General features: G+C 60.1%; 9 protein-coding genes. 7 read left to right on the forward strand and 2 right to left on the reverse strand.

All coding sequences use genetic code 11. The annotated features are described in order from the left end of the window. The first annotated feature begins 344 nt into the window (after nucleotides 1–344). The 3 genes from ACM6IK_RS02900 to ACM6IK_RS02910 are packed head-to-tail and all read left to right on the forward strand — an operon-like array spanning nucleotide 345 to nucleotide 6,052. Nucleotides 345–1,427, forward strand: a complete 1,083-nt coding sequence (locus ACM6IK_RS02900; RefSeq protein ID WP_414873070.1) for a helix-turn-helix transcriptional regulator — start codon at nucleotides 345–347, stop codon at nucleotides 1,425–1,427. Continuing rightward, the gene (locus ACM6IK_RS02905) at nucleotides 1,420–2,835 is read left to right on the forward strand and encodes a hypothetical protein (RefSeq protein WP_414873071.1); all 1,416 of its coding nucleotides are present in this window, start codon (nucleotides 1,420–1,422) and stop codon (nucleotides 2,833–2,835) included. The genes ACM6IK_RS02900 and ACM6IK_RS02905 overlap by 8 nt, the downstream gene beginning before the upstream one ends. 10 nt (nucleotides 2,836–2,845) lie before the next feature. Beyond that, on the forward strand, nucleotides 2,846–6,052 hold the full coding sequence (locus ACM6IK_RS02910; protein ID WP_414873072.1) for a hypothetical protein: 3,207 nt from the start codon (nucleotides 2,846–2,848) through the stop codon (nucleotides 6,050–6,052). A gap of 524 nt (nucleotides 6,053–6,576) precedes the next feature. Here ACM6IK_RS02910 and ACM6IK_RS02915 read toward each other — a convergent pair. After that, entirely contained in the window at nucleotides 6,577–7,491 is a 915-nt protein-coding gene (locus tag ACM6IK_RS02915) for a LysR family transcriptional regulator (RefSeq protein WP_115948013.1), read from the reverse strand. A gap of 269 nt (nucleotides 7,492–7,760) precedes the next feature. On the opposite strand from ACM6IK_RS02915, the gene ACM6IK_RS02920 reads away from it, so the two are divergent. The 4 genes from ACM6IK_RS02920 (at nucleotide 7,761) to pgm (ending at nucleotide 14,625) form a co-directional block, all read left to right on the forward strand. Further along, the gene (locus ACM6IK_RS02920) at nucleotides 7,761–8,783 is read left to right on the forward strand and encodes a zinc-dependent alcohol dehydrogenase family protein (RefSeq protein WP_414873073.1); all 1,023 of its coding nucleotides are present in this window, start codon (nucleotides 7,761–7,763) and stop codon (nucleotides 8,781–8,783) included. A 1,150-nt stretch (nucleotides 8,784–9,933) separates the two neighbouring features. Further along, nucleotides 9,934–11,424, forward strand: coding sequence for a hypothetical protein (locus ACM6IK_RS02925; RefSeq protein WP_414873074.1), 1,491 nt, complete (start codon nucleotides 9,934–9,936; stop codon nucleotides 11,422–11,424). 40 nt (nucleotides 11,425–11,464) lie between these two features. Then, on the forward strand, nucleotides 11,465–12,865 hold the full coding sequence (locus ACM6IK_RS02930; protein WP_414873075.1) for a PLP-dependent aminotransferase family protein: 1,401 nt from the start codon (nucleotides 11,465–11,467) through the stop codon (nucleotides 12,863–12,865). A gap of 116 nt (nucleotides 12,866–12,981) precedes the next feature. Then, the gene (gene pgm / locus ACM6IK_RS02935; protein WP_414873076.1) at nucleotides 12,982–14,625 is read left to right on the forward strand and encodes a phosphoglucomutase (alpha-D-glucose-1,6-bisphosphate-dependent); all 1,644 of its coding nucleotides are present in this window, start codon (nucleotides 12,982–12,984) and stop codon (nucleotides 14,623–14,625) included. 211 nt (nucleotides 14,626–14,836) lie between these two features. Here pgm and ACM6IK_RS02940 read toward each other — a convergent pair whose 3' ends face one another. Continuing rightward, nucleotides 14,837–15,532 carry a pirin family protein gene (locus ACM6IK_RS02940; protein WP_414873077.1) on the reverse strand — a complete coding sequence of 232 codons (696 nt, stop codon included), beginning with the start codon at nucleotides 15,530–15,532 and terminating at the stop codon, nucleotides 14,837–14,839. Nucleotides 15,533–15,705 lie beyond the last annotated feature (173 nt).

Here is a 15,705-nt window from a genome sequence, read left to right on the forward strand (position 1 = left end):
CAATCGCCTGCCGCCGTTGCCTGAACAACCCAGCGACACGGTTTGTCGCCCGACACTGGAAGATGGGGTCAAATGCCACCGAGACCCTCATCATGAAAAACCTCTTCGCTTTCATTGGACTGTGCGTAGTGCTTAAAAAGGGCTACGAGCTCTACACCGAATACACCGACCTCAAAAACGAGCAACGCCAGCGGGCAGACTCCTGACGTGGCCGCCGTCATGGATTGGAGGATGATTTCGGGGTGGAACCATCACGCAGTTATGGCAGAATGCCACTCTGTTGAATGGGATCCACTGCAATGCCTGGCCGCTGTAGCGGTCGCGAAAAGTACAAGGAAGTCTTGATGTCCCAGGCTAAAGACACACTGCTCAGGCTGTTTGCCTTGTTGCGCCTTATTCCTACCGAACCGCAACGTATCGCCACCACGACCTTGCTGGAAAAGCTGCGCGACAAGGGCTTTTCGGTGACGCTGCGCTCGATCCAGCGCGATCTCAACCGGCTGTCCATCCCGTTCTCGCTGCAGTGCAACGACAGCGAGATGCCGTTCCGCTGGAGCTTCACCAAGGACGCGCCGTTGCAGCTGCAGGACATGGACGCTTCGACGGCGCTTGCCCTGTACCTGTCGGAAAGCTACCTGAACACCTTGCTACCGCAGACCGTGCTCGACCAGCTCGGCCCGCAGTTCCGCCGGGCCCGCAACTTCCTCGGTGATCTTGGCCACAACGGCCTGGCCGACTGGTCGCGGCGGGTGCGTGCGGTGCCTAACGGCAAGACCCTGATCCCGGCCGCCATCACCCCGAGAACCTGGGCCCAGGTGTCCCAGGCCTTGCTCGAGCGTCGACCGCTCGACGTAGCCTACCGCAGCCGCAGCAAGTGCGAACTCAAGCAGTTTCGCCTGCACCCGGCGGGCCTGGTTTCGCGGCACTCCATCAGTTACCTGCTGGCCTCGGTAGATGGCTACGACGACGTGCGCCAGTTTGCCCTGCACCGCATGCAGCAGGTCGCGGTGGTCGACGCCCCGTCGCCGTTACATGGCCAGTTCGATGTCGACGACTACATCGCCACCGGGATCTTCAGCCACCGCCAGGCCGAGATGCAGGTGGAACTGATCGCCGATGTCAGCGCGCAAATCGCCGTGCTGCTCGAAGAGACCCCGCTCAGTGCGCGACAGTCCCTCGAGGTCATCCCCGGACAAGCGTGGAAGCGCCTGCGCGCCTGGGTGCCCCAGGATCGCGACACCCTGTGGTGGATCTTTGGCCTGAACGACAACATTCGTGTCCACGCACCACAGGTTTGGGTCGACGAGATCGCCCAGCGCCTGCACAGCATGCACGCGCTTTACCGGATGCCTGGCCTCGACGGCCGGCAACCCCTTTCAGCGGACACCGCTATCCAGGAAACCAGCCTGAGGAATACCCATGGATAAAGAACGCCAACGCGCGCTTGAGCAGTCCGTCAGCCTGTGCCCGATCTGGACCGTGCAAGCCGCGGACAAGGCCGGGCGCATGCTAGCGGAAATCGGCCAGGCCAACGGCATCCTCGCCAAGGTCTCGTCCACCGCGCAAAACGCCGCGATCAAGGGCGGCTTCGCGGCGGAGACCTGGCACGCCGAGTCATTCAATCTCGACGCGATCCTGAAGGATAAGGACGTGCGTGCCTTCACCGACAACTTCGCCAACACGCCGCTGGGCCGCAACGACATGACCCACGACATCGTGGTCATGCGCGGTGACGACCAGTTGCTGGGCGCGCAGCTCAAGTACTTCAAGAATGCCGAGGCGACGCAGAAGGCGTTTCGCTCCACCAAGGACGGCGTACACGCCTATAAGGACAGCGACCTGTTCCTCGGTCCCTCGGATCAGATCGAAGGCGTACGCCTCTCGGCCGAGCGCGACGTCTTGAAGAATCAGCAGACCCGGCCGGAAGTGTCCCGGGCTGCGGAAAAGGTCCGGGACAACACCAGCGGGCAACTGGACGTTGATGGCGTGCAGTCCACTTCCTTGAGCAAGCGTGAGGCCGAGCACCTGGGCACCGCGAGCAAGACCGGCCAGGAGCTGCACGACAACTTGCAGACCGGCTACCTGAACAAGGCAACGGTGCAGCAAAGCCTGCGCGCCGCTGGCTCGGCGGCGGTCATCACCACGGTGATCGCCGGCAGCATTAACACCTTCCAGTACATCAAGCAGTTCAAGGAAGGCCAGATCACGGCGGAGCAAGCCACCCTGCGCATCCTTGAGAACACCGTGATCGCCGCTGGCGACAGTGCCCTAAAGGCCGGTGTGGCCAATGCCAGCGTGAGTATCGCCGCGCGTTCCATGCCCGGCCTGTTTACGGGCACTCTGTTCCAGCGCAGCCTCGCCAACGGCGGCGTCGCCGGTGCGACAGTGTGCGCGGTCGACCTGGTGCAGTGCCTGGTGCTGTTCTCGGCCGGCAAAATGAGCGCGCAGGAAATGGAAACCCGCACCGGCAAGAACCTGTTCCATACCGGCGCGGGCGTGGTCGGCGCGTCGGTCGGTGCCACTGTGGGGGCCATCGGCGGCCCGCCCGGGGCGCTGGTGGGCAGCCTCATCGGTGGCTTGATCACCACCCTGGCGATGAACATCGCCCTGGATAACCACATCGAGAAAGAGTTCCAGCTCACCCTCGCCAGTACCGAGCAGGTGGTGGGCAGCGCCATGGGCATGCATCAAGCGCTAGAGTTTCTGCAGGTTTCCCAGCAGTTCTACGCCGATTTTCACAAGGGCCTGTACCTGTCCGAGCGCCATTTCGCCGGGCAGGTCCGGACCCTAGCAGGACAAAGCAAACGACTGAAACACCAGATCGAAAACCTTTAAGGCCAATGAAATGACCGACACCACTGTTGAGGTAACGCAAGAGATCTTCGAACAGCCTCTCGAAGACGCAGACGCTCGAGCGATCGAAGCTCTGGTGAACCAGCACAAGGGCAATGCCGCCCTGACCCAGCAGTTGGCGCTCGATGCCTCGCGGGTCCTGGCGTCCAGCCAGGAACGCTTGGCCAGGCAGACCGGCGCGGGTTTCTTCAAACGCCTGGGCAACAAGGTCAGCGGCAAGACTGGCCAGGACCAGTTGCACAACCAGGTCGACATGCTGCAGATGCAGAAATTCGCCTGGCACTACCTCAAGCAATTGCAGCAGCAAAACCTGATCAACGCCCAGAGCATCGCGGTGATCCGCAACAACCTGGGGACGATGAACGAATACATCATCGAGACCCGGGAATTCCTCTCGCTGGCGGTCGACAAGATCAACAGTCGCCTGGTGCAGGTAGAGAACCACGCCAGTTTCACCAACTGGTCGTTGCACATCGAAGCCAACAAGCGTCGCTTCAAGTCGATCCCGCGCAACCTGCTGGTGCTGCATCTGACCTATGACTTCATACGCAGCCACCGCGACGTGGTGCTGACCTCGCGGGACGTCAACCACCTGGTCGTTACCCTCGACAAGCTGGGGATCGACTGCGACGAGGATGTCCGCCTGCTGGACTTCATCATGGAGTTGATCGAGGGCATCGAGCTTGCCGGCATTGATCGCTTCCGCGAAATGATCGCTCTGGGATTCGACGAGCATGTGGTGGATTCGCACTTCATCCAGAAGAACATCTCGGGCATTGGTTTCAATGCGCTGTATTTCTTGTCCGATCAGTACGAGCGCATCGTCAGCCTCATTGATGACGAAGAGATCTGCCGCAGCGACGAGGACCGCGAGAACATCATCTCGAAGCTGTTCGGCGAGGAGTTCTCCGGGCTGTCGACCACCTACGGCATCCGTGATCTGATCGGCGAGGTGATCGGCGGCAGCGCACTGGCCATCGACATCTACAAGGACGTCAACGGGCTCAACGTAGTCGAGGAGGACGACGAGCACGAGCATCAGGAGGGCGAGCCGCTGTCGCTGACCTCGGAGTTGCCAGAGATCAAGGTGCACAGCTTCTTCGACACTACTCCCGACGAAGAAACCCGGCGCACCTACCTGCGCCTGTTCGCCCTGGCCATCGAGGGTTCCGCAACGCTGAACAAAGCAGGCGTGGAGTTCCTCGAACACCTGGCGGAGAAGGCCGGTTCCCCAGACATCGTCGGGCAGATCGGGCAGATCGCCGACAGTCCGCGCAAGCTGCAGGACTATCTGCCGGTCGTGCAGACGCTGCTCAACGAGGATGACCGCACCTACACCTGGCTGCTGGATGCCTTCTTCCTGCTGACCCTGTGCGGACGGAAAATCGAGAACCCGTACGTGGCGCGGATTCTCGCGACCCTCAAGCCGGCGCAGTTCCGCGACAACTTCTCGCTCATGCAGACGCTGCTCCGGGAGACCGAGGAAAAGCCGTTGCTCGATGCCGCCGCGAAACTGGCCGCGCAGACCCGTGGCTGGAAAAACATCGTTCGTTACCGCGTCCTGAGCTTCGAGCAGACCTACGAGGACATCGGCAAGAAGCTGCACACCGCCAGTTGGGCTGCGACGACCCTGAGCTTCGACCTGATTGCGGTCACCAGCAGGGCCTCGGACCATTCGTTCTACATGGAATCGTTCGACGATGGCTTCCTGGCCAAGGTCAGTTCGGCGGTCTCCGCGTCCGCCTGCTCGGTAGGCCGCGGCCTAGCGCTGTCGAGTCTCAACACCGTTCGCAAGAAGGCCAGCGAGCTGATTTCAGAACACGGCGGCGCCTTGAATTCGGCCAACGGCATGATCCGGCGAATGAACCTGCCGTCGATCAACTTCGACAGCGAGCTGGGCTACAGCGACTTCGACCTGGACAACTCAGCCTCGAACGACGACTGGCATGAACAGTTCTGTCGTTACGAAAGGCAGGTCGACAACACCCTGAGCGCCTTCTCTGAAGCGTGTTCCGCGGCGGATCGCCAGATCGACCTGTTCAAGGCTGGTGAATTCGACAGGTCCGTGGTGGAGATCGAGGCGCAGGAGCGTGCCGCCCGCGAACTGGCCCGGCAGCAGGAGCGGCTGGAGAAGTCGGCCGTCGTGCTCGAGATCGAGGGGCGCGCGCACCGCTTCAGTATCGAATGGCAAAACCTCGACAATCCACCCTGTGATCCGGAAAACGTCCGCCAGATCAAAACCAACGGCAAGGTCTGGCTGCTGGTCGACGACGATGGCGTGTTCCATCGCAGCGAGGACGGGCTGCACTGGCAGGTCGTGTGGCCGGATCCGCAGGAAGAGAAGCTCTACGTCAGGAAACTGTCTGTCGTCGACGGGGTGTGGATCCTGGTGGCGGGGTATCGCGAGGCTTTCTTCTACTCCCACGACGGGTTGTCTTGGCAGCGCAGCCAGATGCCGGACCTGCCCGATACCTACGGGTACTCGGCGACCGAGGATATCGTGCATTTCAATGGCAAATGGCTCTGGCGGTTCACTGAGCGAACCGAGTACTCGTATGTCGAGAAGGGCATCATCTTCGACTCCAACAGGACGTCGAGCTACGACAAGCCGTTGATCTACAGTGTCGATCGTCTCGATGGCACCTGGGAACGCTGGGAGGGTACTCCGAGGCTGCCCGAGGGCGTTGAGGCGAAAAGCATGCGCTCACTGCCCGGCTCACCGTGCCTGCTGCTGTTCTGCGGCTACAGCTACTCATATGTCTCGGCCAAGAAGAAGAATGACGCGGCGTCCTTCGTCAAATACCTCCTGCCGGGCAAGAGCGATCGCACCTGTACCTGGGGCAGCGACAGGGACCACTTCGACGATCCGCTGATCACCCGCATGAGTGGCAAGTTGATGTGCGTCTGCTGGGATCAGTATCTGACTTCGGACAAGGGCTACGACTGGAAACTCCAGTCGCAGGAATTGCTCGTCGATAGCGTTTTCCACCTGGAGCACCTGAGTCTGTTCACCAGATCCAGCGACGCACAGCGCATCTACCTGAGCGAGGACGGCGAAGCGTTTAAGGAGTTCATGCTCGAAGAGGGGCGCTGGCGGTATCTGGCGGCGAAGGACCATGCCGTGTTGAGCGTCCACGAACTCAACGCCCATGAAACCTTCTTGCGCATCGGGCGCATTGTTTGCGAGCCGGTGGGGTGAAGGTGGGCGTCGCCGATGCCCCGCTTCTTGAATCGCACTAGCGCTGGCGGGCGTCTGTACTGATCATTGCAGCGAACTTGAGGTCGTGGGAGCGGGCGTTGCCCACGATGGCGCCCGCCTGGACAACCCCTTCGCCTGTGCTGGTTGCATCGCTGGTAACGTCAGCTCCCACAGGTTTTTGAACTGCACCGCGGAAGTTAGACACTTGCGCCTGAACGGTCTGCTCCCGGGTTTGCCACTGGGCAGCCTGTTGGTCAACCTAGTCGGTGGCTTCATCATCGGCGGGGCCCTGGCGCTGTTTATCCGCTGGCTGATCCGATAGCATTCAACGGCGATAGGGAACTGTCGCAGGTGATTTTTCGAGAAGAAGATTGTTGAGCCTCAGGCTGGGGGCATCCTTTTCAAACCATCCAAAGCATGCCCTCAAATATGCCCCCAAGTGTGGTAATCCTCTGGAAGTGGATGGATGTCCATGGTCTATCAAAAGGCAGAAATGATCAGATAAACTGCCTGCCCGACGACCCCTAGAGACTCTCAGGGTCCCCAAAGAACATCTGAATGCGCGACCGCAACCAGCGCTCCCCCGGATCGTTATCCTGCGACCCGCGCCACGCCATATGCAGTTCAAAGCTGCGTACCGGCAACGGCGGGTCCTCTGCCCGCACACCGCCGGCGGCAGTCAGTGCATCGGCCGTGTAGTCCGGCACCGTGGCCACGATGTCAGTGCCCGCGAGCAGGGTGCTCAACCCGTTGAACTGCGGCACGGCGAGTACCACATGACGTTTGCGCCCGAGTTTCTCCAGCTCTTCATCTATGAAACCGCTGAGGTCGCCGGCGAACGACACCAGTGCATGGGGGCGAGCGCAGTAATCGTCCAGGCTGAGCGGCCCCGGCACGGTGTCGGCGCGCAATAGCTTGGGCTGGCTGCGGCGCAACACTTTGCGCTTGGCGTTGGCCGGCAGGTCGGTGGTGTAACTGACGCCGATGGAAATTTCCCCGGACGCCAGCATCCCCGGCATCAGGATGTAGTTGACCCGGCGCACCACCAGCACAATCCCCGGCGATTCGGCACGCAGGCGTTTGAGCAGCATGGGCAGCAAGGCGAACTCGACATCGTCCGAAAGGCCGATGCGGAACACCGCGGTACTTGTGGCAGGATCGAACTCGGCCGCACGGCTGACGGCGGTGGAAATCGAATCCAGTGCCGGCGACAGCAGGGCGAAAATCTCGATCGCCCGGGCGGACGGCTCCATGCTGCGGCCGGTACGCACAAACAAAGGATCATCGAACAAGCCGCGCAGGCGCGAGAGCGCCGCACTGATGGCCGGCTGGCCGAGGAACAGTTTTTCCGCAGCACGGGTCACGCTGCGTTCGTGCATCAATGTTTCGAAAACGATCAACAGGTTCAGGTCGACACGACGCAGGTCATTACGATTCATCTGGAGTCCTGGCAGAGTCAGCAAACTTGACGTGAGCGGCCATATGAGAACAATGGCCAGCAGGAATATTACGGGGAAAGGCTGGTACTCTGCACCGGGTAATTCAGATTTCCTACAAAGGCGGCTCCAGTTTCTTACGATATTTCACGATATTGCCGCCGCCGCGGAATCAATGACAGGCATGTCGACTATTAATAGCCACAGATAGTGTTGGGTTGAAAGCCCAGCTAGAGTTCAAGGCATTAGAGGTTCAATTGGCGAGGTTTGCGATGTCCCGCACGATCCGTTTTCACAAGTTTGGTCCAGCCGAGGTGCTCAAATGCGAAGAGCATGCGGCGGCTCTGCCTGCACCGGGCGAAGTGCAGGTGCGCGTCGAGGCGATCGGCATCAGTTGGTATGACATTCTTTGGCGCCAGAACCTGGCCTCGTCCCACGCTCGTCTGCCTTCAGGCCTTGGTCATGAAATGGCCGGTATCGTCACTGCTGTCGGTGACGGCGTAGAAGACCTGGCCGTCGGTGACAAGGTTGCCAGTTTCCCGGCCGAAAGCCCGAACGATTACCCGGTCTACGGCGAGCTGATCGTTCTGCCGCGCTCGGCACTGACCCGCTACCCGGATGTGCTCAGTCCGATTGAAGCCAGCGTGCACTACACGCCGTTGTTGATTGCCTATTTCGCTTATACGGATCTGGCGCGGGTCAAACCCGGGCAGTTTGCCCTGGTGACCGACGCCAGTCATTGCGCCGGACCTTCGTTCGTACAACTGGGCAAGGCCTTGGGTGTTCGAGTGATCGCGGCGACCAAGTCAGCAGAAGAACGTGAGTATCTGCTGTCACTGGGTGCCGAAAAAGTCATCGTCACCGAGGAAGAAGATCTGCTGGTACGAATCAACAAGATCACCGATAACCGCGGCGTGGATGTGGTATTCGATGGTTTGGGCGGCCCGCAGATGTCGTTGCTTGGCGATGTGTTGGCACCTCGCGGCAGCCTGGTGCTGTACGGCCTGCAAGGCGGCAACCAGACGCCTTTCCCGGCCTGCGCAGCGTTCCAGAAAAACATTCAGTTCTTCGTACACTGCATCGGCAACTTCACTGGCAAGCCGGAACTGGGGATCACCCAGGACCAGGTCGCACTGCAGCGTGCCTTGCGCGACATCAATCAGATGACCGCCGACCGCGTTCTGCTGCCGCTCAAGACTCGGGTCTTCCCGTTTGCCGAGTTTGTCGAAGCGCACCGCTACATGGACGAATGCCCGTGTCGCGAAAGGGTCGCGCTGCAGGTCGAGCCGGCATAACAATTGCCGCAATAGCCCACCCAAGAGTCCGTGCCACACGGACTCTTTCGTTTCAGTCCCCCTCCCCAAAAAAGGTTCTTCACGGAATCTCGGGGGAACACATATAACGAAATATCTGTAGGGGCTGCCGAAGGTTCGGGCCGCGTTCGGACGATCTTTTGATCTTGCTTTTGCGATCTGGAGATTGCTGAAGATCAAGATCAAAAGATCGCAGCCTTCGGCAGCTCCTACAGGGGAACGCGTGCACCACCAAACAACGAGGTCGAGCGTTAGCTCGCCTCGCGGTGCTGTTGCGGTGCACGCCCCCTCGTGAGGCTTCGTTCCGGTTCTGCGTAGTGGGCAACCCGGCATGGATGCCGGGTTAGCCGCGCACGGCCATGGATGGCCGATCGCGGCGGGCCCACGGAGCAGGACCGGAGCGAGGGCATGCCGAGCCAAAGCGAGGCACCGAACGTCAGGGGCAAAAGCCCTTGGTTACTTGGGGCTCTTCCAAGTGACTCGCTGTAAAAGCGAAACCGCTAGCGGCCGTTACCGCAGAAATGGATATGTACACCAGGAAAAAATGCTCGGCCGTAAGGTCGCCATCGCTGGCAAGTCGGATCGCCGCACCGCAGCTCCTACAGGTATCGGTGTTCCCCGGGATTGCGTGAAGAACCAAAAAAAGCCGTCGATCCGCAGGCCAGTCCAGCAACTGAACTGGTTTTTGCCCGTAATCTGTAGCTTCTAATCAGCCACTAAGCCCTGATAATTGAATGATTACTTTCATCTCAAGGAATGAGTCATGGTTGGGTGTCAGGCTGAAACTATTCAATGTGCGCCGTCGGTGCGCATCTCCAAACTAGTGTGTCGTTGCGTAGTTGCCAACAAGATAGCGACAACTTCCTTCCTTATTTCTTGTGTTAAGTGTCTGTGGGACATTGTCGGAAGTTTCCTAGGACTGCCGTTTAAATCGAGCAAGCCCTTGCCAGCCGGGCGCTACAGCTTAGCTTACGTCGTTAAGCCGAGGAGGCGCTACGAACGTTTCAAATGATCGCCAGAAAATTCAAGTGCTAGCATTTGGCAATAAAGTCCATGACGTCATACGTGCAGACAGTCCAACGGGATTTTCTGTCTGCGCGATATTGAACTTACGAGTATCAGGTAAATAAAGATGACCAGCATCCACGACCAAGCGATGAACTATGTCTATCAACAAGTGCTGCAGCGATTGCTGGGGTTTTTCTCCCGTGCCGAACGCACCGCATTGCAATTGTTGATTCAGCGCCTGGCGGTAGCGGCGGGGGGCATGGCGCGCATTGGCGATTTCAAGGTGTTGGCGATCCAGTCCGGCACTCGTGACAACTGCTACTCCCTGGCATTGTTGCGTGCTGCGCAGTTGATCATCGCCACGCGGGCACCGGCGACATTCCAGTTGCGCATCGCCTCGTTGCGGTTGAACGGGGCCAGCTGCGCCTCCGAGGAGAACATGCACCGGACCAACAGCGCGTTGTTCGTCTATGACGATCCCCGGGTCGAGGTGTTGATGGTCGATGATCGCGAAGTCTTGCCGTTCAACCACCTGACGCCATTCTCCGACGCCGGTCGTGAGTCCAGCCGCTTGAACCTGTTGATGATCGGCCATCGCCGGGCGTGGCGCGGCGGGTTCGACCTGTGGGACGACGGTTATCTGGCCACGGGAGAGTTCTACGGACAAATCGCCCGCTGGGACGGTGGTGTGGACGCCTTGCTCATCGCTGATACGTTGCGTCAGCAAAAGCAGTTCATCGACGGTTTGAAACGTGCCGCCATCAAGGCAGGGCTCACACCTTCATACGGGGGCGAGGCCGGTTTTTCGGGGTTGTTTGCGCTGCTCGATGAACTGGGCAGCGACTGCTATCGCGCGTTCTACGTCGATTACGGCCAGGCCCGATGGCGTCCACAAGAGCGCTTTGAGACCTGTCGTCGTACGGCTTGCATCGATATTAACGATCTGCTGGTGAGTAATCTGGAAGAGCGCAGGCCATTGCTGACGGAGTTTCTCCGATTCCAGACTGACGAACTGTTCGCGCAGATCGGTGACAACGAATTCGTCAGCCCATCGATCTCGGCGCACGTGCGGGGGTTGCAGGCGAGCTTCGTGCAGGGTCGCGATTACGAATCCGGCGTTGCGCAATACCTGCAACGTACCTTGGTGATGATGCGCCGCAAGCGTTTGCCTGAGCGTTTGTGCGAGCAGGCCATCAAGGTCTTCGGCAACCCGGCGACACTGAGCGAGCTACGCGCCCGGGCAGCGGCCGAGGCGCAAAAGAACCTGGGCCTGAGCGAAGCACAACTGGTGTGCCTGCTTTTTGCGCCTTTTATCGAAAGAGGTGCGGGGCTCGAGCGTTTTCTGCGTCAGTGTCATCCGGGCATGCTGGTGGCCGTGCCCGAGTTGCACCGGGCCATGCAGGGGCACCCGGTCGCCGAACAGATCATGCAATGGATGATGGATGTCAGCGGATTGCCCGTCAGCCTGATTGGCCGGCTTTATCGCATGGAGTGGGCGCAAGGGAGCGCTGGCGGGGTGCCGCGAGCACCGATCCGGACGGCTGCGTTGCAAAGTGCGCCGGGCGATCCTGGCGCTGACATCACGTTGGTGGATGAATGGTCGGCGGGTCACTGAACGTGGGCGGATTTTCAGCCTGTGCGGCCGGCCTTCGCCCATGAAAGGTCCACGAGAAACGGATTTCGCCTATCAGGCGGTGTATCGATACCTGGCCTGCCTGATCAACGAGTCTGAAGGGGATTCGCCCATCCGCCTGCCGTCGTTGCGGCAACTGGCGGAGCGTCTCAATGTGTCCATCTCGACCATTCAGTACGCCTATTCGCTCCTGGAGAAAGAGGGGCGCGTCTATTCGGTGGCCAAGTCCGGTTACTACGCGTTGCCGGTGTCCTCAATCAACCTGCTGGACAGCGGCAGCGACCTGCTGGAAGCCGTCTATGTCAATGCCAGGCGTCCGGGGATGCTGGTCTTGAGCGCCGATGAGCCGGCCTTGTTGCAGCCGCTCGACAGTCCTCTGTTGCTGCTGGAGCGAGAGTTGCTGCGCCAGTATCCCCGCCAGCCGCAGTCGTCATCGCAACCCTGTGGCGAGCTCGAATTGCGCACCGCCCTGGCTGCACGCTACACCACGTCTCCGATGCGTTACTGGCATGCCGATGATGTCTACATCGGCGCCGACCTGCGCGGTGTACTGGAAATCCTGATCGCCGTGCTGGGCTTGAAAGATGCCACCGTGGTGGTCGAATCGCCGTGCGACTGGACGATCCTGCGTCTGTTTCAAGCCGCCTGCGTGCGGGTGATCGAGTTGCCCGTACAAGCCGATGGCTGCCTGGATCCGCAACGGCTCAAAACGCTGCTCGATAACGAACCGGTATTGCTGGTGATGCTGTCGTCGGCCCTGAACATGCCCCGTGGCAGCCTGGCGTCTGACGAAAACAGGCAAGCCATTGCCCGGCTGTTGGCCGCGCATGACAGTTGGGTGCTGGAAAACGACTGTTATGGCGAACTCGGATTCGACCTTGCGGGTGTGCGCTTTCGCGACTTGCTGGACCCTGAGCGGCTGATGGTGTTTTCCACGTTCGAGAAAATCATCGGTCCGGAAGCGCCCTACGGTTACCTGCTTTCAAGGCATTTGAGCGCTGAGCTGCAACGGCACTTTCTGCTGCGTTCCTTCCGTCTCTCGCCGATTCGCCAGAAAGCCATCGCCCGCTTGTACAGCAGCGGTCGCATCGATCAACACCTGCTGGTGCTGCGACGGCTACTCAAGGAACGCAAGAGTCAGATGACCCTGTTGTTGCAGGAGCGATTGGGCGATGCCTTGCATTTCGTCGAGCCGCAAGGCGGTGCAACGATCTGGGCGCGCTCGTTGCGTCGGGTCAACGTACGTCGTGTATTCCAGCGCCTGCTGGCGCATCAGGTGGTCATCGCGCCGGGGGAACTGTTCAGCCTCCACGGTCTGCACGGGCAGCATTTGCGTTTGAGTCATACCTTCGGCGGCGATCACAACCTGGCTGCCGCACTGGGTTTGTTGGGGGACGCGCTGCGTCTGGAATCGATCGAGTGAGTGATGAGACAAAAAATAACACCCTTCATTCTATTGGATCGATCCCATCGCGTTGCGGTCGAACTGCCAGTAAACTGCGACCCCATTCCTGAACCACTCTATTCCAGAGGTTTTGCATGACACTCAGTCCTTTTGCGGGTAAACCGGCACCGGCACAATTGTTGGTCGATATCCCGCGACTGGTAACGGCCTATTACACCGGCCAGCCGGATGCCGCGATTTCGACCCAGCGCGTTGCCTTCGGCACGTCCGGGCACCGCGGCAGCTCGTTCGACTTGAGTTTCAACGAATGGCACGTGCTGGCGATCAGCCAGGCGATCTGCCTGTATCGCGAAGCTCAAGGCATCGATGGCCCGCTGTTTGTCGGTATCGACACCCACGCACTGTCCACGCCGGCCGGCGCCAGCGCCCTCGAAGTACTGGCCGCCAATGGCGTGACGGTGATGATCGCCGCTGGCGACGAGTACACGCCGACCCCGGCCATTTCCCATGCGATCCTCTGCTACAACCGTGGTCGCACCAGCGGCCTGGCGGACGGCATTGTCATCACGCCGTCCCACAACCCGCCGCAAAGCGGTGGCTACAAGTACAACCCAACCAACGGTGGTCCGGCCGATACCCACATCACCAAGTGGATCGAAGCCAAAGCCAACGAACTGCTGGCCAACAAGCTCGCTGGCGTCAAGCGCATCAGCTACGAGCAGGCACTGAAAGCCAGCACCACCCATCGTCACGACTTCGTGAACACCTACGTCGCCGACCTGATCAACGTGATCGACTTCGATGCCATCCGTGACGCCAAGCTGCGCCTGGGTGTCGATCCGCTGGGTGGAGCGGGGGTGCGCTACTGGTCGGCGATTGCCGAGCATTATCGTCTGGACCTGGATGTGGTGAACAAAGAGGTCGATCCGACCTTCCGTTTCATGACCGTCGACTGGGACGGCCAGATCCGCATGGACCCATCGTCCGGCCACGCCATGCAAGGCCTGATTGGCCTGAAAGAGCGTTTCGACGTGGCGTTTGCCTGCGATCCGGACCACGACCGCCATGGCATCGTCACGCCGTCCGGTGGTTTGCTGGCGCCGAACAACTACCTTGCCGTTGCCATCGACTACCTGTTCCAGAATCGTCCGCAATGGCGTGCCGATGCGGCCGTGGGTAAAACCGTGGTCAGCAGCGGCTTGATCGACCGCGTGGCCAGGCGCCTGGGCCGTCGCCTGTACGAAGTGCCGGTTGGCTTCAAATGGTTTGCCGACGGCCTGTTCGATGGCTCCCTCGGTTTCGGCGGTGAAGAAAGCGCCGGTGCCTCGTTCCTGCGCAAGGACGGCAGCGTCTGGTGCACCGACAAGGACGGTTTGATTCCGGCCCTGCTGGCCGCCGAGATGACTGCCCGGACCGGTCGCGACCCGAGCCAGGCGTATCGTGCCTTGACCGATGAGCTGGGTGAGCCGTTCTCGGTGCGGGTCGACGCCAAGGCCAACCCGGAGCAGAAAGCGCTGTTGAGCAAGCTGTCGCCGCAACAGGTCACCTCGACCCAACTGGCTGGCGAACCGATCCAGAACATCCTCAGCCACGCACCGGGTAATGACCAGGCCATTGGCGGTCTTAAAGTCATGACCGAAAACGGCTGGTTCGCGGCGCGCCCGTCGGGCACGGAAGACATCTACAAGATCTACGCCGAAAGCTTTGTCAGCGACGACCACCTCAAGCAACTGGTGGCCGAGGCGCAAACGCTGGTCGATGGTGCCATTTCCTTGTAGGAGCGAGCCTGCTCGCGATGGTCGTCAACGACAACGCTGGCAGCCTGACACCCCCGCGGTGTTCTCGGGTTTTTCGCGAGCAGGCTCGCTCCTACATTGAACCGCATTCCCCATGTAGGAGCTGGCTTGCCAGCGAAGACATTTGAACATGCACCCAAAAAAAGGGGCGACCAACACGGTCGCCCCTTTTTTTGCAATTTCGCTCAGCGAATCAAGCCAGATCCACCAGTACGATCTCGCTGTCCTCGATGGCCGTCACCCACAGCACTTGCTCATCGGCAACCGCTACACCATCTCGAGCTTGTGCACGCAAGCCATTGACTTCAATGACCCCGGTGGCTGGCACCAGGTAGGCACGACGACCGTTGTCCAAATGGTATTCGGCTGACTCGCCGGCCTTCAGATTGGCGGCTACCAGCCGGGCATCGGCGCGGATACGCAAGCTCTGGTCGTCGCCTTCCTTGCCGCTGGCCAGGGTGACAAAACCTTCGCGGTTGCCTTTCGGGAACGGCTTGGCGCCCCAGGAAGGGGCCAGGCCGGACCCGTTCGGGATGATCCAGATCTGGAATATCCTGGTCGGCGTCGCTTCCAGGTTGTACTCGCTGTGGGCGATCCCGGTGCCTGCACTCATGACCTGGACGTCGCCCGCTTCGGTGCGGCCCTTGTTGCCAAGGTTGTCCTGATGGGTGATGGCGCCTTCGCGGACATAGGTGATGATTTCCATGTCCCGGTGCGGGTGTTGCGGGAAACCGGTACCGGGGGCGATCACGTCGTCATTCCAGACCCGCAGGTTGCCCCAGTTCATGCGCTTGGGATCGTAGTACTCGGCGAACGAAAAATGATGGTGAGCATCCAGCCAGCCGTGGTGAGCGCCGCCGAGCGAGTTGAAAGGTCTGAGTTCAAGCATGATCGTCTCCAGAAAAGGTTCGTCATGGGGCAAGGCGCCTGAGCCACGAAGCGAGACCGGTGGGTGATGACGGCCATCATCCAACAGGCAATAATCGATAAAAAGCGTAAAAAATGCAGCATTCCCATCGAATACATTGATATAAAACAAACTCGAAAGTTTCTCATCCAGCC

The sequence above is a fragment of the Pseudomonas sp. IT-196MI5 genome (genome assembly GCF_949767415.1).
Lineage (GTDB): Bacteria > Pseudomonadota > Gammaproteobacteria > Pseudomonadales > Pseudomonadaceae > Aquipseudomonas.

What these genes read in the sequence shown, in the direction of transcription:
- ACM6IK_RS02900 (WP_414873070.1), top strand. Translation starts at nt 345, where the DNA reads ATGTCCCAGGCTAAAGACACACTGCTCAGGCTGTTTGCCTTGTTGCGC.
- ACM6IK_RS02905 (WP_414873071.1), top strand. Translation starts at nt 1,420, where the DNA reads ATGGATAAAGAACGCCAACGCGCGCTTGAGCAGTCCGTCAGCCTGTGC.
- ACM6IK_RS02910 (WP_414873072.1), top strand. Translation starts at nt 2,846, where the DNA reads ATGACCGACACCACTGTTGAGGTAACGCAAGAGATCTTCGAACAGCCT.
- ACM6IK_RS02915 (WP_115948013.1), bottom strand. Translation starts at nt 7,491, where the DNA reads ATGAATCGTAATGACCTGCGTCGTGTCGACCTGAACCTGTTGATCGTT.
- ACM6IK_RS02920 (WP_414873073.1), top strand. Translation starts at nt 7,761, where the DNA reads ATGTCCCGCACGATCCGTTTTCACAAGTTTGGTCCAGCCGAGGTGCTC.
- ACM6IK_RS02925 (WP_414873074.1), top strand. Translation starts at nt 9,934, where the DNA reads ATGACCAGCATCCACGACCAAGCGATGAACTATGTCTATCAACAAGTG.
- ACM6IK_RS02930 (WP_414873075.1), top strand. Translation starts at nt 11,465, where the DNA reads ATGAAAGGTCCACGAGAAACGGATTTCGCCTATCAGGCGGTGTATCGA.
- pgm (WP_414873076.1), top strand. Translation starts at nt 12,982, where the DNA reads ATGACACTCAGTCCTTTTGCGGGTAAACCGGCACCGGCACAATTGTTG.
- ACM6IK_RS02940 (WP_414873077.1), bottom strand. Translation starts at nt 15,532, where the DNA reads ATGCTTGAACTCAGACCTTTCAACTCGCTCGGCGGCGCTCACCACGGC.